This window comes from Rubrivivax gelatinosus, assembly GCF_016583785.1.
Lineage (GTDB): Bacteria > Pseudomonadota > Gammaproteobacteria > Burkholderiales > Burkholderiaceae_C > Rubrivivax > Rubrivivax gelatinosus_B.
In genome coordinates this window covers 1-16,707 of sequence record NZ_NRRU01000056.1, presented here as the reverse complement: position 1 = coordinate 16,707, position 16,707 = coordinate 1, and the positions used below count along the sequence as shown (strand labels likewise).

The following is a 16,707-nucleotide window of genomic DNA, read 5'->3' as shown; positions in this document are numbered from 1 at the left end:
ACGTGCAAGGCCGGAAGGCTTTGCGCGCCAGGCTCAGGCCCGAACGCGATTTCACGCGTGAGGGCTGAGGCGGGACCGGCAAGGCCGGAAGGCCTTGACCGCGAGGCTCACATCGCCCCGCTCGGCGGCGCGGCGATGCGCTCGAGCTGCATGCGCGCCAGCGTCAGCGCGTTGGCGCTGCCCTGCAGCAGCAGGTGCAGCACGATGCCCGGGTGCCCCGGCACCGGGTGCAGCAGCAGGTGCTGGCTGCCGAAGCTGATGGCGGCCTGCGGCGCGGCGGCGCCCAGGCCCAGCGTGCGGGCGGTGCTGGCCATCGCGTCGAGCAGCAGCGCGCCCTGGCTGGCCATGCGGTCCGGCGTCGGCGTCGTGCCGGCGTGGGCCAGCGCACGCTGCGTCGCCAGGTCGAAGATGCAGCCGCAGACGGCGCTCTTCACGCCGACGCAGCGCTGCAGGTAGTCGGCCCAGAGTGCCGCGACCGAGGCCGCCACCGGGCGCGAGGGCGCCACGGGGGTCGTGGTGCGTGACGACATCGAGTCCGCCGGCAGCAGGTCCATCGCCAGCGTCGGCGCTTCGGGCAGCGGCACCGGCGGCGTCGGCAGCGCCTGTTCGAGTTCGGTCTTCAGCGCGGTCTGCGCCGCGCCGTGGCCGCTCATGCGGTTCCAGCTGCCGCTGATGAAGGACCAGGCGTCGTTCGGGCGCGCCGCCAGCGGCGTCACGCGCACCGCGACACCGCTGCTGCCGACCATGCGTGCGGCCTGCGCCGCCAGCGTGCCGGCCGAGGCCAGCGGCAGCAGCAGCAGGTCGCGGTTGGGCCAGGTGGCGCGTGTGATCGCGTCCTGCAGCGGCTGCAGCATGGCCTGCAGCGCATGCGTGGGCAGCTCGCCGATCATCACCACGCCCAGCCGGCTGCGGCCCAGCAGCACCAGCGCCAGCGCCTGGCGTGTCTGGGTGTCGGCGTTGAGTTCGGTCGAGTAGATGCGCACGTGGTTGCCGTCGGCCAGCGGCACCTCGACGAACTGGATCACCGCGAGCGCGACGCCGTGGCCCTGGCGGCGGATCGTCAGCCGCTGCACCCGGGCGCCAGCGGCGCCGGCGAGCGCGCCCAGCAGGTGCAGCGAGGCCTTGGTGCCCAGGTCGTGCAGCGCGATGAACTGCGGCGCGAGGCGTTCGAACTGCTGCTGCAGCGCGCTCGCCGGGTCGGTGCTGACGAAGAGCTCGACCTGGTCGTCGGCGATGCGCCGGCCGATGTCGCGCTGGCCCTGGCCCAGATAGTCCTCGCGGTCGCGCACGATCTGCGTCGCCGGCGACAGCAGCTCGGCGTTGCGGCTGGGCTGGTAGGCCGGCGGCGGCCAGGGCAGGTCTTGGTTGGCTCGGGGCATGATGGCTGGCGCTCGGGTCCGCAAGGCGGGCGCCGCGGCTGGCGTCATGATAGGTAATGCGCACCCCCGGGCCGCGCAGGGCTTGTTTCCTAGGGGGGAGCGGCCGGCGCGGCCGGCCCGGGCCGCGCCGCCGGCCCGGGCAGGGCGCGTTCGTAGAATGGCCCCTCCTGTCGGGAACCAGCGGCCTTGCGCGCCGCGCCATCATGTCAACGGACTCCTCCATTTCCAGCACCGCACCGGTGGTCGTCGTCGGCGCCGGGCTCGCCGGGCTCGTCGTCGCGCTCAACATCGCCGACACGCGCCCGGTCATCGTGCTCGCCAAACGTTCCCTGGGCGAAGGCGCCACCGCCTGGGCGCAGGGCGGCATCGTCGGCGTGCTGGGCCAGGACGACAGCATCGAGTCGCATGTGCGTGACACCCAGGAGGCCGGTGCCGGCCTGGTGGACGAACACGCGGCGCGTTTCATCGCCGAACACAGCGCACGCGCGATCGGCTGGCTGGTCGACATCGGCGTGCCGTTCTCGGTCGACCCCGATGGCCCGCTCGGCCTGCACCTGACACGCGAAGGCGGCCATGCGGTGCGCCGCATCGCCCACGCCGCCGACGCCACCGGGCGTGCGATCCACGACGCGCTGCTGGCGCGTGCCGCGGCGCACCCCAACATCAGCCTGCGCGAACGCTGGATGGCGGTCGACCTGATCACCTCGCGTCACCTGAAGCGCGAGGAGACGCCGCGCTGCTACGGCATCTACGCGCTGGACATGGACAGCCGCCGCGTCGAGACGCTGGCGGCTTCGGCGGTGGTGCTGGCCACCGGCGGCCTGGGCAAGGTCTACCGCTACACCAGCAACCCCGACACCGCCACCGGCGACGGCGTCGCGATGGCCTGGCGCGCCGGCTGCCGCGTCGCCAACATGGAATTCGTGCAGTTCCACCCGACCTGCCTGTACCACCCGCAGGAGCGCAGCTTCCTGATCACGGAGGCGCTGCGCGGCGAAGGCGCGCTGCTGCGCCTGCCTGACGGCACACGTTTCATGCCGGCGCACGACGACCGCGCCGAGCTCGCGCCGCGCGACATCGTCGCGCGCGCGATCGACTTCGAGATGAAGAAACACGGCCTGGACCACGTGTGGCTGGACGCCACGCACCTGGGCGAGGACTTCCTGAAGTCGCACTTCCCGACGATCCACGCGCGCTGCCTGGAGCTCGGCATCGACATCGCGCGCGAGCCGATCCCCGTGGTGCCGGCGGCGCACTACAGCTGCGGCGGCGTCGTCACCGACCTCGACGGCCGCAGCGACCTGCCGGGCCTGTACGCGATCGGCGAGACCGCCTACACCGGGCTGCACGGCGCCAACCGGCTGGCGAGCAACTCGCTGCTGGAATGCGCGGTGCTGGGCCGCACCTGCGCCGAACGCATCCTGCAGACGCCACACGACCTGCCGGCCGCGCCGCCGCCCTGGGACGAGAGCCAGGTCGAGGACGCCGACGAGGAGGTCGTCATCGCCCACAACTGGGACGAGCTGCGTCTCCTGATGTGGAACTACGTCGGCATCGTGCGCACGACGCGGCGCCTGGAGCGCGCGCTGCACCGCATCAAGCTGCTGCGCGACGAGATCGACGACTACTACGCCAACTTCCGCGTCACGCGCGACCTGCTCGAGCTGCGCAACCTGGTCGGCTGCGCCGAACTCGTCGTGCGCTCGGCGCTGCGCCGCCACGAAAGCCGCGGCCTGCACTTCAGCCGCGACTTCCCCGACACGCTGCCGGTCAGCTTCCCGACCGTGCTGACGCGCCCGGCCAAGAGCACCAAGCGCTGATCAGCGCAGCCTGAAGGTCCGCACGACGCCGGCCAGGCGCTCGGCCTGCTCGTGCAGCGACTGCGCGGCGGCCGCCGACTGCTCGACCAGCGCCGCGTTCTGCTGCGTCGCGCGGTCGAGTTCACTGACGGCGGCGTCGGCACGCACGATCTCCTCGTGCTGCTCGGCCGCCGCGGCGGTGATCTCGCCGATCGTGTCGTTGACACGCTTCACGCCGGCCACCAGCTCGTCCATCGTGCGCCCGGCGTCGGCCACCAGCGCGGCGCCGCTCTCGACCTTGTCGACCGAGGCGCCGATCAAGCCCTTGATCTCGCGTGCCGCGGTCGCCGAACGCTGCGCCAGCGCCCGCACCTCGCTCGCGACGACGGCAAAACCGCGGCCCTGCTCGCCGGCGCGTGCGGCCTCCACCGCGGCGTTCAGCGCCAGGATGTTGGTCTGGAAGGCGATGCCGTCGATGACGCCGATGATGTCGCCGATGCGCTGCGAGGCCTGGTTGATGTCGGCCATCGTCGTCACGACCCGCGCGACGACGGCGCCGCCGCGTTCGGCGATCTCGGCCGCGCCCGTCGCCAGATCGTGCGCGACGCGCGCCGAGTCGGCGCTGTCGCGCACGGTGACGGTGATCTCCTGCATCGCGCTGGCGGCGCGCTGCAGGCTGGCGGCGGTCTGCTCGGTGCGTGCCGACAGGTCGGCGTTGCCGCCGGCGATCTCGCCCGCGGCCAGGTGCACCGAGTCGCTGGCCTCGCGGATCTGGCGTACCGCCTGCTCGATCTTGGCGACGAAGGCGTTGAAGCTGGCGGCGATGCTGGCGAGTTCGTCGCCGCCGGTGGTCGGCAGGCGCTGGCCGAGGTCGCCGTCGCCGCTGGCGATCTCGTGCATCGCCTCGTCCAGCCGCGTCAGCCGGCTCAGCACCCGCGCCAGCAGCGCCGCCAGCAGCAGCACCGCGACCACGGTCACGGCGACGCTGGCGGCAACCGAGGTCCAGAGCAGCGAGGCGACGCCGGCCAGGGCCTCGCCGCGGTCCAGCGCCAGCACCAGCACCCAGTCGGTGCCGGCGATGGGCTCGGCGCGTACCAGGCGCGGCTCGCCGGCGATCTCGACTTCGGCCAGGCCCTGCCCGGCCGCGAGCGCGGCCAGCGCCTGCGGCGCCAGCCCGGGCGCGAGTTCGGCGGCGGGTTTGAGCAGCCGCGCCGCATCCTCGTGCACGACGACCTGGCCGCTGCCCGAGACGATGAAGGCACGCGTGCCGGGAGTCGGCCGGATCGACTTCACGGTGCCGACGACACCGTCCATGAAGACGTCGCCGGCGAGCACCGCGCGCACCGCTGCGCCGTCACGCTGGGCGAGCGCGAAGGTGACGACCAGCTTCTTCGTCGCCGCGTCGAGGTAGGGCGCGGTCAGCACCGGCTTGTCGCTGGCCGCGGCCTGCTGGTACCAGGGGCGGGCCGTCGGGTCGTAACCCGGCGGCAGGTCCTGCGGCTTGGAGAACTCGATGCGGCGGTCGGCATGGCCGACATAGGTGGTGTCGAAACCGCCGCCCGCTTCGGCCTGGCGCAGCGCCGGCAGCGGGTCGGCGGCTTCTGCGGCGCCGGCCATCGAGCGCACGACCTGCTGGTGCTGTGCCACCCAGCCGGCGATGTCGGCGGCGTGGGCACGTGCCAGCGCGGTGGTCTGGGTGCTGAGTTGTGCCAGCGCTTCGGCGCGCGCGCCGAGGGCGTTGACGAGGGTCAGGCCGGCCATGCCGGCCAGTACGAGGGCCGCGGTGGCCGCGACGAGGCGGGCGCGCAGGGACGCCATCAAGGGCAGTTGCATCGGGGTTGGGAAGAGAGGGAGTCACCCGCTGGCGTGGTCGCGGGTTATCCCTAATCGGCCCAGCCTCCCGCCGGTAAAGCCTTGCGTCTGCCGGATCGGCGCCGGCTTGCGTCAGATCAAATCAGCTGCGTGCGCGCATCGCCACGCGGGCCTGGACGAAACCGAAGGCGAAGTCGACCGCCTCGGCGATCTGGTGCTCGCTGTCCTCGCGTTCACGCTCGCTCAGGTAGAACGAGAAGTCGACCGCGTGGCGGATGTAGCGCGGCTGCAGCCGGTTCAGCGCGACGCAGGCCACGTCGGCCAGCAGCTCGGGCTGGTTGGCCAGGCCGGGGTGCGCCGGTGCGGCGGTGAGCACGGCTTCGAAAACGGCGTTCTCGTTGTGGTTGTGGATCGACGTGAAATCGACGCTCATCGGCGGCCTCGTGGGTTTGCGTGCTTGTCGGCTTTATCGGCCGTGGCGTGCTCCGCTTGAGGCCGCGTTCAGAAACGTTCGAGCACGCGCATCGAAAAATCGACGGCCTTGACGTCCTTGGTCAGCTTGCCGATCGAGATGCGGTGCACGCCGGTGGCGGCAATGGCGCGCAGCTGCTCCAGCTGCACGCTGCCCGAGACCTCCAGCAGCGCCCGGCCTTCGTTGATCGCGACGGCCTGGCGCATGCGCTCGAGGTCGAAGTTGTCCAGCAGCACGCTGGTCGCGCCGGCGGCCAGCGCCTCGTGCAGCTGCTCCAGCGTCTCGACCTCGATCTGGATCTCGACGCCGGCGTTGAGCGCACGTGCGTTGGCCAGCACCTGGCCGACGCCGCCGGCCGCGGCGATGTGGTTTTCCTTGATCAGGATGCCGTGCCACAGCGCCAGGCGCTGGTTGCGGCCACCGCCGACACGCACCGCGTACTTCTGCGCCTGGCGCAGGCCCGGGATCGTCTTGCGCGTGTCGAGCACGGCGCAGCCTTCGGGCAGCGGCGAGGCGCCGGCCACCGCCTCGACGTGGCGCCGGGTCTCGGTGGCGGTGCAGGACAGCAGCTGGATGAAGTTCAGCGCCGGGCGTTCGGCCGCCAGCAGCGCGCGCGCGTCGCCTTCGAGTTCGACCACCGGCGCGTCGGGTGTCATCCAGCCGCCTTCGGCGACCTGCCAGGCGATGGTCGCCGCCGGGTCCAGCGCCTTGACGACACCGTCGAACCAGTCGCGGCCGCAGAGCACCGCACGTTCGCGTGCGATCACACGCGCGCGGATGCGCTGGCCGGCCGGCACCAGCATGCCGGTCCAGTCGCCGTCGCCCAGGTCTTCGGCGATCGCGTCGCGCACGTTGCGCTCGCGCGCGATCTCCAGCGTCTCGTTCATGCAGCCCCCACGTTCGGAACAAAACCTTGAGCCGGCTTCGCGAGCGCGGCCGGATGGCGCTGCACGAAGTCCAGCATGCGTTCGATGCAGCCCAGCGCCTGCGTGCGGGTCGGCTCGGGCACCCGGATTTCGCCGGCGCCGTGCTCCAGGCAGGCGAGCACGCCCTGCAGCGCGTTCATCGCCATCCACGGGCAGTGCGCGCAGCTCTTGCAGGTGGCGCTGTTGCCGGCGGTCGGCGCCTCGATCAGGCGCTTGCCCGGCGCGGCCTGGCGCATGCGGTGCAGGATGCCGTTGTCGGTGGCGACGATGTAGGCCGGCGCGTCGCCGTGGATCACCGCGTTCAGCAGCTGCGAGGTGCTGCCGACGACGTCGGCCTGCGCCACCACCGCCGCCGGCGACTCCGGGTGCACCAGCACCAGCGCGCCCGGGTTGTCGCGCCGCAGCAGCTCCAGCTCCAGCCCCTTGAACTCGTCGTGCACGATGCAGGCGCCGTTCCACATCAGCATGTCGGCGCCGGTCTGCTCCTGGATGTAGCGGCCCAGGTGGCGGTCGGGCGCCCACAGGATCTTGCGGCCCTGCTCCTTCAGGTGGCGTGCGATCGCCAGCGCGCAGGAGCTCGTCACCATCCAGTCGGCGCGCGCCTTCACCGCGGCGCTGGTGTTGGCGTAGACGACGACCTCGCGGTCCGGGTGCGCGTCGCAGAAGGCGGCGAACTCGTCGGGCGGGCAGCCCAGGTCGAGCGAGCAGGTGGCGTCCAGGTCCGGCATCAGCACACGTTTGTGCGGCGACAGGATCTTGGCGCTCTCGCCCATGAAACGCACGCCGGCGACGATCAGGGTCTTGGCCGCGTGGTCGCGGCCGAAACGCGCCATCTCCAGCGAGTCGGCGACCAGGCCGCCGGTGGCCTGGGCCAGGTCCTGCAGCTCGCCGTCGACGTAGTAGTGCGCGACCAGCACCGCGTCCTGCGCCTTCAGCAACTCGGCGATGCGTGCCTTGGCCGCCTCGCGTTCGGCCGGCGGCAGCGTGGCCGGCACCTTGGCCCAGGCGTGCGCGGTGCAGCTGGCGCCGCTGGCGTCCTGGCGGGTGTAGTCGTAGACGATGTCGTCGGTGCTCATGGCTTCACTTCTTGATGAATTCGCGCCGCAGCCGGCAATTGTGGCCGCAGCGCTTCAGCCGGCCGCGAAGAAGCGGCTCGGCGGCATGCCGACGGCGCGCCGCACCATCGCGGTGAAGGCGCTCGGGCTGGCGTAACCCAGCTCGGCGGCGATGTGGCTCATCGGCCGTTTGCGCGCGGCCATCGACAGCGCCTGTGCCAGCAGCACCTGCTGGCGCCACTCGGCGAAGGTCGTGCCCAGCTCCAGGCGGAACAGGCGCGCGACGGTGCGCACGCTGGCGCCGGCTTCCCCCGCCCAGCCGTCCAGGCTGGCGTGGCGCGCCGGCTGCTCCAGCACCGCGTCGCAGAGTGCCCGCAGGCGCTTGTCCGCCGGCAGCCGCACGCCCAGCGGCAGCGGGTTGGCGCGCGCCAGCTCGTCCTGCAGCAGTGCGGCCATGCAGTGTTCACGCGCGCTGTCGTGCACCACGTCCTCGCGCGCCAGCTGCGTGACCAGCTCGCGCAGCAGCGGCGAGGCCTGCAGCACGCGGCAGCGGCTCCAGTCACCCGCCGGCGGCGGCGTGCCGGGCAGCGGGCGCGGGCCGACGAGCGCGTCCTGCAGCACGTACAGCGTGCACAGCTCGGCGTCCTCGACGACCGAGACGAAGTGCTCGACGTCCGGCGGCACCCAGACGACACGCGTCGGCGGCACGATGAAGGTGTGGTCGGGCACCGTCAGGCGCACGACGCCGGTGGCCGAATACGCCACCTGCGCCCAGGGGTGGCGGTGCGGCACGATGCGCGTGGCCGCGCTCAGCCGGCGCTTGCGCACCCAGACCGGGTGCGCGGCGCTGGGTGCGTGGATCGCCGGGTCCAGCGGCAGTTCGCTGTGCGCGGCGCGCGGGCGGCTGGCTCGTGGCACGAATTCGACAGAAGTTGGCCGACTATCGTAACCCGGCCTTGGTGCGCGCCGCTAACCTGAGTCGCATGACCCCGACCGCCCCCACGCCAGCCGCCGACACCCGGCGCGACGTCGCGACGATCAGCCTGATCGGCATCGCCCACGGCAGCTCGCATTTCTTCCACCTGCTGCTGCCGCCGATGTTCCCGGCCTTCATCCGCGACTTCGGCCTGAGCTGGTCCGAGCTCGGCCTGCTGGTGACCGTGTTCTTCGTCGTCTCCGGCATCGGCCAGGCGCTGGCCGGCTTCGTCGTCGACCGCATCGGCGCGCGCCCGGTGCTCTACGGCGCGATGGCCTGTTTCGTCGCCGGTTCGCTGGCCGCCGCCGCAGCCCAGGGTTTTGCCGGGCTGGCGCTGGCCGCGGTGCTGGCCGGGCTGGGCAACGCGCCGCTGCACCCGGCGGACTTCACGATCCTGAACCGGCGCGTGTCGCCGCCGCGCCTGGGGCACGCGTTCTCGGTGCACGGCATCAGCGGCAACCTGGGCTGGGCGCTGGCACCGGTGTTCCTGATCGGGCTGACGGCGCTGTTCGGCTCCTGGCGCGCCGCCTACCTGGGCACGGCGCTACTGGCCGCGGCGGTGCTGGCGCTGCTGGTCGTCAAACGCGATCTGATCGACGACCACCACGAAGCCCACGCCGCCGCCGCCCGGCACGCGGCCGCGGCCGGCGGCGAACACCCGATGGCCTTCCTGAAGCTGCCCAGCGTCTGGCTGTGTTTTTCGTTCTTCTTCTGGACGACGGTGGCGCTGGCGGCGATCCAGAGCTTCGCCAGCCCGGCGCTGGGCCGCATGTACGGCCTGCCGCTGGAAGCCACGGCCTTCGTCGTCACCGGCTACATGCTGGCCAGCGCCGCCGGCATGATCGTCGGCGGTTTCCTCGTCGACCGCGCCGAACGCCTGGAGCGCACCATCGCCGCGGCGATGGCGCTGGCCGCGGCGATGCTGCTGCTGGTGGCCAGCGGCTGGCTGCCGGGCATGGTGGCGCTGGTGGTGGCCTCGCTGGCGGGCTTCGGCACCGGGCTGGCCGGGCCTTCGCGCGACATGCTGATCAAACGCGCCGCGCCGCCGGGCGCCACCGGCCGCGTCTACGGCACCGTCTATTCGGGGCTGGACACCGGCAACGCGATGGCCGCGCCGCTGTTCGGCGCGCTGCTGGACGCCGGGCTGCCGCAGGCGGTGTTCGGCGGCTCGGCGCTGGCGATGGCGCTGGGCGTGCTGTCGGCGTCCTTCGTTGGCCTGACGGTGCACCGGCGGCGCCAGCTCGCCAGCGCCTGAACGCCCGCCGGCACGCGGCTACAGTTGCGTGATGCACAGCGAACCCGTCTCCCGACTCGCCGGCCACGCCCTCGTCGAAGCCCTCGTCGCCCAGGGCGTTGCCACCTGCTTCGGCGTGCCCGGCGAGAGCTACCTGGCCGTGCTCGACGGCCTGCACGAACACCGCGAGCGCATCCGCTTCGTCGCCTGCCGCCACGAAGGTGGCGCCGCCTTCATGGCCGAGGCCCAGGGCAAGCTGACGGGCCGGCCGGGCGTCTGCTTCGTGACACGCGGCCCGGGGGCCTCGAACGCCGCGATTGGGCTGCACACCGCGTTCCAGGACTCGACGCCGATGCTGCTGTTCATCGGCCAGGTGGCCGGCGACCAGCGCGACCGCGAGGCCTTCCAGGAAGTCGACTACCGCCAGATGTTCGGCCCCGGCACGCTGGGCATGGCCAAGTGGGTGGGTGAGGTGCACGACGCCGACCGCATCCCCGAGTACGTCGCACGCGCCTTCCACACCGCGATGCAGGGCCGGCCCGGCCCGGTGGTGCTGGTGCTGCCCGAGGACGTGCTGACGCGTGCCACCGCCGCGCCGGTGCTGCCACGCGTCGAGCCGGCGCTGGCCTGGCCGGCACCCGGCGCCTTGCGCGACCTGCGCCGGCTGCTGCTGGAAGCCGAGCGCCCGATCGTGATCGCTGGCGGCAGCGGCTGGGACGCCGAGGCCGCCGCCGCGCTGCAGCGTTTCGCCGAGAACTGGCGCCTGCCGGTGGCCTGCGGCTTCCGCTTCCAGGACAGCTTCGACAACGGCCACCCGCTGTACGCCGGCGACGTCGGCATCGGCATCAATCCGAAGCTGGCGGCGCGGGTGCGCGACGCCGACCTCGTCATCGCGCTGGGCGTGCGCCTGGGCGAGATGACGACCGGCGGCTACACGCTGCTGCAGGCGCCGCGCCCGGCGCAGAAGCTGGTGCATGTGCACGCCGGCCCCGAGGAACTGGGCCGCGTCTACGCCGCCGACCTGATGCTGCAGGCCTCGATGCGCTGCGCCGCCAAGGCGCTGGAGACGCTGGCCGCGCCGCCGGCACGCGACGGCGCCTGGGCCGCGGCGGCACGCGCCGACTACGAAGCCAACCAGCTGCCGACGCCTGTCGAGCCGCTGGACCTGGCCGCCGTCGTGCAGACGCTGCAGCGCCGCCTGCCCGAGGACAGCGTCTGGACCAACGGTGCCGGCAACTACAGCGGCTGGCTGCATCGGTTCCTGCGTTACCCCGGGCTGCAGCACCACGGCCGCACCCAGCTGGCGCCGACCTCGGGCGCGATGGGTTACGGGCTGCCGGCGGCCGTCGCCGCCGCGGTGCTGCAGCCGCAGCGCCAGGCCGTGGCCTTTCTCGGCGACGGCGAGTTCCTGATGACCGGGCAGGAACTGGCGACGGCGCGTGCCGCCGGCGTGAAGAAGCTGCTCGTCGTCGTCGTCGACAACGGCAGCTACGGCACGATCCGCATGCACCAGGAGCGCGAGTATCCGGGGCGGGTCAGCGGCAGCGACTTGTGCAACCCCGACTTCGCCGCGCTGGCACGTGCCTATGGCTGGGCGGCCGCGACGGTGGCTACGACGGCTGAGTTCGAGCCCGCGCTGGAGCAGGCGCTCGCCGCCGGCGGCCCGGCGCTGCTGCACCTGAAGCTGGACGTCGAGGTCAGCACCTCGCGCGCGACGCTGGCGCAGATCCGCGCCGCGGCCCGGCGCTGAATCAGCGCCGCCCGGCCAGCAGCAGCACGACGCTGGCGGTGACGATGCCGGCGGCCAGCATCTCGCCGCCGCCGACGACTTCGCCGCCCACCGTCACGCCCAGCACCATCGCGATCACCGGGTTGACGAAGGTGTAGCTCGACGCCAGCGCGGTGCTGGCGCGCTGCAGCAGCAGCATGTAGGCGCTGAAGCCGATCAGCGAGCCGGCGACGACGAGGTAGACCCAGCAGGCGAACGAACGTGCGTCGGGCGGCAGCGTCGGCTGTTCGCCGGCGCCCCAGGACAGCGCCAGCAGCAGCAGGCCGCCGGCCAGCATCTGGCTGGCGTAACCGGCGGCGCCGGGTGCCAGTTCCAGCTTGCGCCCGCCGGGCAGGCCGTGTTTGGCCCAGACGCTGCCGGCGCACCAACCGGTGCAGGCCAGCGCCATCGCCAGCAGCCCGCCGCCCGAGGCGCCGAAACCTTCGCCTTGCGTCAGCAGCACGATGCCGGCCAGGCCCAGCGTGATGCCGGCGGTCTCCAGCCGCGACGGCCGCAGCCCGTAGGGCAGTTCGAACAAGGCGACGACCGCCGGCACGACGGCGATGAAGGCCACGACCAGCCCCGAGCTGATGCTCTGCTGCGCGAACGCGGTGGCGCCGTAGCCGCAGCCCAGCATCAGCGCGCCGAGCACGAAGGCGCTGGTCCATTGCTCGCGCGTCGGCCAGGCGGCGCCGCGCCAGTGCGCGAACAGCCCCAGCACCAGCCCGGCGGCGACGAAACGTGTGCCCATCTGGAAGAAGGGCGGAAAACTGACCAGCGCCCACTTGATCGCGAGATAGGTGGAGCCCCAGACGAACCAGGTTGCGCCCAGGCAGGCCAGGATCAGCGGCGACAGCCGGGTGGCGGGGGCGGGCAGGGTGGCGCTCGACATGACGAAATCATATGAAGGCGCAGCCGCCGAATCCATGCAATATTGCAAGTGTTGGCGCCGTGCAGGCGTTGAATCGAAGGTCTTGAATGAGCTACGCCTTGGACTCCTACGACACCCGGCTGCTCGCCGAACTCCAGGCCGACGCCCGGCTGAGCCTGGCCGAGCTGGGCCGGCGTGTGCACCTGAGCCAGCCCGCGGTGGCCGAGCGTGTGCGCAAGCTCGAGGCCGCCGGCGTGATCACCGGCTACCGCGCGACGGTGAACCTGGGCGCACTGGGTTACGGCATCCGCGCGCTGGTGCGGGTGGGCCGCACCGACTACGCGCGCATGCTGGAGCTGATCGCGCAGACCGCCGAGATCGCCAATTCCTGGAACATCACCGGCGAAGACAGCTGGATGCTGGAGATCGCCGTCACCGACGTCGCCCATCTGGACGCGGTGGTGTCGCGTTTGTGCCTGCTGGCCGAGACCTCGACCTCCATCATCCTGAAGACGCTGTGCGAGCACCGCGTGATGCTGCCGCCGGCGGGCCGCGCGCCGCGGGAATAACAAACGGTGGGGGCATCGAGGCCGGTGCTGGCTGCGCATTACCATGGACCGAACGGGAGCCCGACGATGGACGACTTCTCCACCTGCGACCTCTGCGACGACCACAAGAGCGACGGCGACGGCACGTTCCGCGTGCTGCCGCCGGTGTTCCAGAGTTACGGCGGCCGCGGCCGCTTCGCCGGGCCGGTGAGCACGGTCAAATGCCACGAGGACAACACGCTGGTGAAGGCGGCGCTGGACGAGCCGGGGCAGGGGCGGGTGCTGGTCGTCGACGGCGGCGGCTCGCTGCGGCGGGCGCTGGTCGGCGGCAACCTGGGTGCTGCGGCGGCGAAAAACGGCTGGGCCGGCATCGTCGTCGACGGCGCGGTGCGCGACCTGGCCGAATTGGCGGCCTGTGAAGTCGGCATCCGCGCGCTGGCGGCGATGCCGCTGCCCACCGTCAAGCGCAACGAAGGCCAGCGTGACGTGGCGGTGCAGGTTCAGGGCGTCTGGCTGCGCCCGGGCGAGTGGCTGTACGCCGACGAGGACGGCATCGTCGTGATGCCGCGGCAGGGCTGACGATGGCGGCCGCGACCGACTGGGTCGTCGTGCCCGGCAACGAAGCCGACATCGAAGCCGTGGCACGGCGCTGCCGCCGCCTCGTCACCAAACGTGCGCTGGTGGCTGCCGGCGTCGCCGCGGTGCCGATCCCCGGCATCGACTGGATCACCGACGTCGGCACGCTGGTCAAGCTGCTGCCCGAGATCAACGCCGAGTTCGGGCTGAGCGCCGAGCAGATCGAACGCCTGGCGCCCGACCGGCGGCTGGTCGTCTACAAGGCGATCAGCGTCGGCGGCGGCATGATCGTCGGCCGGCTGGTCACGCGCGACGTCGTGCTGCGCATCATCCGCACGGTCGGCCTGCGGCTCACGACCAAGCAGGCAGCCAAGGTGGTGCCGGTGGCCGGGCAGGCGGTGTCGGCCGCGCTGACCTTCTCGGCGCTGAAGATCGTCTGCGAGCAGCACATCCGCCAGTGCATGGCGGTGGCGCGCCAGCTGCAGCTGCCGGCGCCGGCCGAAGTGGTCTGACCCCCAGGTCGGCGCAAGGTCGCCGAGGGGCCCGGCGGCTACAATCCCATCCTTCGGGGTGTAGCGCAGCCTGGTAGCGCAACTGCTTTGGGAGCAGTGGGTCGAAGGTTCGAATCCTTTCACCCCGACCAACTAAGTGTTTGCCGCTTAAAGCCGATCCGCTCGTGCAGCTGTCTGGCGCAGTCGCACTTTGATGACGGAAAGCCGTTTCACTGGCCAGGCGCACGTGACGCTCGCTGAGGGTCTCCCGCAAGACGGCGGAGGCGCGGGGTCTGGCGCTTCGATTGCGTCGCGTTCTGCCTTCTGTCCCTTGCGGCCCGCTCCATGCCATCAGCGCCCGCCGCCTGATCTCGCAAGCTATCCCGTGGTGAAGCCCGCCGAGGCGACCCGGGGCTCGGTGACGTTCTCGCTTGGGGCTTCCGGCCCGATTCCTGCCCTGTCGGTCAAGCGCGCGCCCGCCACAGGCTCAGCAGCCCGGCCGTCGTGTAGGTCAGCAGCGGCCGGTAGGCTGCATCCAGCGCCTCGTCGTCCAACTGCCCCTGAACCAGCCCGTCGATGCGGCCGGCGCCCGAAAACGCCGAGACCATCAGCGCGATCGTGAAGTAGCAGCCGCGCGTCAGGTCTTTGCGGTCGGCGTCCGGCAGGGCCTGCGAGAGCGCGTCCAGGAACAGGGTCAGCGTCTCCTGCATGTGTTTCGAGTGTGGATTTGCCATGTCTCTGGCGTTGGTAGGTCGACCGACCTATACTGTTCCGACGTCGACAAGCCCGGTCAAGGGCGGAGCCGGCGAAGGGGACCGCCAGCGCGCAGGGGTGCATCGCGTGGCCGCGCCCAAAACGTAGGAGATGACGATGAAAGCAACCGCAAACCGATTTCAAACTGCTGTCGCGCGCAAACGGGGGTTGCCGCTCGGTCGCCGTGCCATGGTGACGGTTTTGGCCTGGATCATATCGGCACTGCAGCCTGCCGACGCCGACCAGGCGCAAGCCCGCCCGCCATTGTCCAAATGGCTCGTTGGCACCTGGCTGCTGGAATCCTTCACGAGTACCGACGACAACGGCGTCGTCACCGACGCGATGGGCCCGGGCGCCATGGGCTATATCAGCTACGGCGCTGACGGCTGGATGTCGGTGCAATTGGCGCGTCCAGGGCGCGCGCTATTCGCGGTGCCGGACATGGACGGCGGCACCGTCGAGCAGACGGTCGAGGCAGCGCGAAGCTACTTCGCCTACGCAGGACCGTACGTGGTCGATGAAGAGGGCCGCATCGTCTATCACAACCTGCTAATCAGCCTGATGCCAAATTGGGTCGGTAGCGAGCAGAAACGTTACGTCAAGACCGAAGGCGACGACGTGCTGATCCTGTCTGGCGACCCGGTCCTCATTGGCGGGAAGACGCAAATCACGCAATTGCGATGGCGCCGCCGAGAGGCGGTTCTGCAATAAGCCCTACTACATATAGGAATGATATATATGTCGACGAATACTGTTTACATCGCTGCCGCGAAGCGCACCGCGATCGGCGTCCTGCTCGGCCAGTTCGGCTCTGTCACCACGGTGCAACTGGGCGCCACGGCGTTGCGCGCGGCGGTGGCCTCGGCCAAGATCGACCCGGCCGCCATCGACGAGGTCTTCATGGGCAACGTGCTGACGGCCAACGTCGGCCAGGCCCCGGCGCGCCAGGCGATGATGGCGGCCGGCATCCCGCTGGCCACCGGCGCGACCGCGGTCAACAAGGTCTGCGGCTCGGGCCTGAAGGCGATCATGCTCGGCCACGACGTCATCAGGGCCGGTTCGGCGGCTGTCGTCGCTTCCGGTGGCATGGAATCGATGTCCAACGCGCCGCACCTGACCTACGCCCGCGCCGGCCTGCGCATGGGCCCGACGCTGACCGTGGACCACCTGCTGCGCGACGGCATCGACAACGCCGACGGCCGCTCGCTGGGCATGTTCTCCGAGGCCTGCGCCGAGAAGTACGGCTTCACCCGCGAACAGATCGACGCCCAGGCGACCGAGTCGGTGCAGCGTGCCCAGCGTGCGCAGCGCGACGGTTCGTTCGCCGCCGAGATCGTGCCGGTGACCGTCACCTCGTCCAAGGGCGAGAAGCTGGTCGACACCGACGAGGGCCCGATCCGCGCCGACGTGGCGCGCATCCCGCTGCTGGCGCCGGCCTTCAAGCCCGACGGCCGCATCACCCCGGCCTCCGCTTCGGGCTTCTGCGATGGTGCCGCGGCCACCGTGCTGGTCTCGGAGCAGGCGCTCAAGGACCACGGCCTGACGCCGCTGGCGCGCATCGTCGCCCATGCCACGCACTCGCACGAACCGGAGTGGTTCACCACCGCCCCGATCGGCGCGATCGACAAGGTGCTGAAGAAGGCCGGCTGGACGGTCGCCGACGTCGACCTCTTCGAGATCAACGAGGCGCTGGCCGTGGTGCCGATGGCCGCGATGCACGACCTGGACATCCCCTCGGCGCGCCTGAACGTCAACGGCGGCGCCTGTGCCCTGGGCCACCCGATCGGCGCCTCCGGCGCGCGTGTCGTCGTCACGCTGATCCACGCGCTGAAGGCGCGCGGCCTCAAGCGCGGCGTGGCCGCGCTGTGCATTGGCGGCGGTGAAGGCACCGCCATCGCGATCGAGTGCCTGTAACTGCGGGCCGCATCGCGCCCGCTTCCTCCCACTGAAAGAGTGCAGAACATGAGCAAGCTCACGGATACCAAGGCCGGCCGCCACGACGCGTCCGCGCCGGAAACCACCGCTTCCGCCAAAGGTGCCTCGAATC

Annotated in this window: 16 protein-coding genes and 1 tRNA gene; 9 read left to right on the top strand and 8 right to left on the bottom strand. The window is 71.6% G+C overall.

What is annotated here, in order from left to right:
- Window positions 1–107: 107 nt before the first annotated feature.
- Window positions 108–1,379 (bottom strand): hypothetical protein, encoded by a 1,272-nt coding sequence (locus CKO43_RS15305; RefSeq protein WP_200231036.1) that lies wholly within the window; start codon window positions 1,377–1,379, stop codon window positions 108–110.
- A 203-nt stretch (window positions 1,380–1,582) separates the two neighbouring features.
- Between CKO43_RS15305 and nadB the strand changes: the two genes are divergently transcribed.
- The gene (nadB, locus tag CKO43_RS15300; protein ID WP_200231035.1) at window positions 1,583–3,199 is read left to right on the top strand and encodes an L-aspartate oxidase; all 1,617 of its coding nucleotides are present in this window, start codon (window positions 1,583–1,585) and stop codon (window positions 3,197–3,199) included.
- Here the strand turns inward: nadB and CKO43_RS15295 are convergent, their stop codons facing one another.
- The 5 genes from CKO43_RS15295 to CKO43_RS15275 all read right to left on the bottom strand — a co-directional run bounded on the left by CKO43_RS15295 (window position 3,200) and on the right by CKO43_RS15275 (window position 8,361).
- Window positions 3,200–5,011 carry a methyl-accepting chemotaxis protein gene (locus CKO43_RS15295; protein ID WP_200231033.1) on the bottom strand — a complete coding sequence of 604 codons (1,812 nt, stop codon included), beginning with the start codon at window positions 5,009–5,011 and terminating at the stop codon, window positions 3,200–3,202.
- A 121-nt stretch (window positions 5,012–5,132) separates the two neighbouring features.
- The gene (locus tag CKO43_RS15290; protein ID WP_200231032.1) at window positions 5,133–5,423 is read right to left on the bottom strand and encodes a late competence development ComFB family protein; all 291 of its coding nucleotides are present in this window, start codon (window positions 5,421–5,423) and stop codon (window positions 5,133–5,135) included.
- 68 nt (window positions 5,424–5,491) lie between these two features.
- Complete coding sequence (nadC, locus tag CKO43_RS15285; protein ID WP_200379156.1) at window positions 5,492–6,349, bottom strand: carboxylating nicotinate-nucleotide diphosphorylase; 858 nt, start codon at window positions 6,347–6,349, stop codon at window positions 5,492–5,494.
- A complete protein-coding gene (nadA, locus tag CKO43_RS15280; RefSeq protein WP_200379155.1) occupies window positions 6,346–7,464 on the bottom strand; it encodes a quinolinate synthase NadA in 1,119 nt (372 codons plus the stop codon). The genes nadC and nadA overlap by 4 nt, the downstream gene beginning before the upstream one ends.
- A gap of 54 nt (window positions 7,465–7,518) precedes the next feature.
- Window positions 7,519–8,361, bottom strand: a complete 843-nt coding sequence (locus CKO43_RS15275) for a helix-turn-helix domain-containing protein (RefSeq protein ID WP_200379154.1) — start codon at window positions 8,359–8,361, stop codon at window positions 7,519–7,521.
- Between the two features lie 65 nt (window positions 8,362–8,426).
- On the opposite strand from CKO43_RS15275, the gene CKO43_RS15270 reads away from it, so the two are divergent.
- Window positions 8,427–9,674, top strand: a complete 1,248-nt coding sequence (locus CKO43_RS15270; protein ID WP_200379153.1) for an MFS transporter — start codon at window positions 8,427–8,429, stop codon at window positions 9,672–9,674.
- Window positions 9,675–9,705: 31 nt separating this feature from the next.
- On the top strand, window positions 9,706–11,403 hold the full coding sequence (locus CKO43_RS15265; RefSeq protein WP_200379152.1) for a thiamine pyrophosphate-binding protein: 1,698 nt from the start codon (window positions 9,706–9,708) through the stop codon (window positions 11,401–11,403).
- A gap of 1 nt (window position 11,404) precedes the next feature.
- Here CKO43_RS15265 and CKO43_RS15260 read toward each other — a convergent pair whose 3' ends face one another.
- Window positions 11,405–12,313: an EamA family transporter gene (locus CKO43_RS15260; RefSeq protein WP_200379151.1), complete on the bottom strand. Its 909-nt coding sequence runs from the start codon at window positions 12,311–12,313 to the stop codon at window positions 11,405–11,407.
- A gap of 86 nt (window positions 12,314–12,399) precedes the next feature.
- On the opposite strand from CKO43_RS15260, the gene CKO43_RS15255 reads away from it, so the two are divergent.
- From CKO43_RS15255 to CKO43_RS15240, 4 genes are all read left to right on the top strand, one after another.
- On the top strand, window positions 12,400–12,861 hold the full coding sequence (locus tag CKO43_RS15255; protein WP_200379150.1) for an Lrp/AsnC family transcriptional regulator: 462 nt from the start codon (window positions 12,400–12,402) through the stop codon (window positions 12,859–12,861).
- A 66-nt stretch (window positions 12,862–12,927) separates the two neighbouring features.
- Window positions 12,928–13,419 carry a ribonuclease E activity regulator RraA gene (gene rraA, locus CKO43_RS15250; RefSeq protein WP_200231024.1) on the top strand — a complete coding sequence of 164 codons (492 nt, stop codon included), beginning with the start codon at window positions 12,928–12,930 and terminating at the stop codon, window positions 13,417–13,419.
- A 2-nt stretch (window positions 13,420–13,421) separates the two neighbouring features.
- Window positions 13,422–13,928 carry a hypothetical protein gene (locus tag CKO43_RS15245; RefSeq protein ID WP_200231023.1) on the top strand — a complete coding sequence of 169 codons (507 nt, stop codon included), beginning with the start codon at window positions 13,422–13,424 and terminating at the stop codon, window positions 13,926–13,928.
- A gap of 54 nt (window positions 13,929–13,982) precedes the next feature.
- Window positions 13,983–14,059, top strand: a tRNA-Pro gene (locus tag CKO43_RS15240).
- A 312-nt stretch (window positions 14,060–14,371) separates the two neighbouring features.
- Here the strand turns inward: CKO43_RS15240 and CKO43_RS15235 are convergent.
- Window positions 14,372–14,641, bottom strand: coding sequence for a hypothetical protein (locus CKO43_RS15235; RefSeq protein ID WP_259375319.1), 270 nt, complete (start codon window positions 14,639–14,641; stop codon window positions 14,372–14,374).
- A 136-nt stretch (window positions 14,642–14,777) separates the two neighbouring features.
- Between CKO43_RS15235 and CKO43_RS15230 the strand changes: the two genes are divergently transcribed.
- Together CKO43_RS15230 and CKO43_RS15225 are read left to right on the top strand one after the other, a co-directional pair.
- The gene (locus CKO43_RS15230) at window positions 14,778–15,371 is read left to right on the top strand and encodes a lipocalin-like domain-containing protein (protein WP_200379148.1); all 594 of its coding nucleotides are present in this window, start codon (window positions 14,778–14,780) and stop codon (window positions 15,369–15,371) included.
- 27 nt (window positions 15,372–15,398) lie between these two features.
- Window positions 15,399–16,574, top strand: coding sequence for a thiolase family protein (locus tag CKO43_RS15225; RefSeq protein WP_200379147.1), 1,176 nt, complete (start codon window positions 15,399–15,401; stop codon window positions 16,572–16,574).
- Window positions 16,575–16,707 lie beyond the last annotated feature (133 nt).

What these genes read in the sequence shown, in the direction of transcription:
- CKO43_RS15265 (WP_200379152.1), top strand. Translation starts at nt 9,706, where the DNA reads ATGCACAGCGAACCCGTCTCCCGACTCGCCGGCCACGCCCTCGTCGAA.
- nadB (WP_200231035.1), top strand. Translation starts at nt 1,583, where the DNA reads ATGTCAACGGACTCCTCCATTTCCAGCACCGCACCGGTGGTCGTCGTC.
- CKO43_RS15245 (WP_200231023.1), top strand. Translation starts at nt 13,422, where the DNA reads ATGGCGGCCGCGACCGACTGGGTCGTCGTGCCCGGCAACGAAGCCGAC.
- nadC (WP_200379156.1), bottom strand. Translation starts at nt 6,349, where the DNA reads ATGAACGAGACGCTGGAGATCGCGCGCGAGCGCAACGTGCGCGACGCG.
- CKO43_RS15270 (WP_200379153.1), top strand. Translation starts at nt 8,427, where the DNA reads ATGACCCCGACCGCCCCCACGCCAGCCGCCGACACCCGGCGCGACGTC.
- CKO43_RS15260 (WP_200379151.1), bottom strand. Translation starts at nt 12,313, where the DNA reads ATGTCGAGCGCCACCCTGCCCGCCCCCGCCACCCGGCTGTCGCCGCTG.
- CKO43_RS15235 (WP_259375319.1), bottom strand. Translation starts at nt 14,641, where the DNA reads ATGGCAAATCCACACTCGAAACACATGCAGGAGACGCTGACCCTGTTC.
- CKO43_RS15305 (WP_200231036.1), bottom strand. Translation starts at nt 1,379, where the DNA reads ATGCCCCGAGCCAACCAAGACCTGCCCTGGCCGCCGCCGGCCTACCAG.
- nadA (WP_200379155.1), bottom strand. Translation starts at nt 7,464, where the DNA reads ATGAGCACCGACGACATCGTCTACGACTACACCCGCCAGGACGCCAGC.
- CKO43_RS15255 (WP_200379150.1), top strand. Translation starts at nt 12,400, where the DNA reads ATGAGCTACGCCTTGGACTCCTACGACACCCGGCTGCTCGCCGAACTC.
- CKO43_RS15225 (WP_200379147.1), top strand. Translation starts at nt 15,399, where the DNA reads ATGTCGACGAATACTGTTTACATCGCTGCCGCGAAGCGCACCGCGATC.
- CKO43_RS15230 (WP_200379148.1), top strand. Translation starts at nt 14,778, where the DNA reads ATGAAAGCAACCGCAAACCGATTTCAAACTGCTGTCGCGCGCAAACGG.
- rraA (WP_200231024.1), top strand. Translation starts at nt 12,928, where the DNA reads ATGGACGACTTCTCCACCTGCGACCTCTGCGACGACCACAAGAGCGAC.
- CKO43_RS15290 (WP_200231032.1), bottom strand. Translation starts at nt 5,423, where the DNA reads ATGAGCGTCGATTTCACGTCGATCCACAACCACAACGAGAACGCCGTT.
- CKO43_RS15295 (WP_200231033.1), bottom strand. Translation starts at nt 5,011, where the DNA reads ATGCAACTGCCCTTGATGGCGTCCCTGCGCGCCCGCCTCGTCGCGGCC.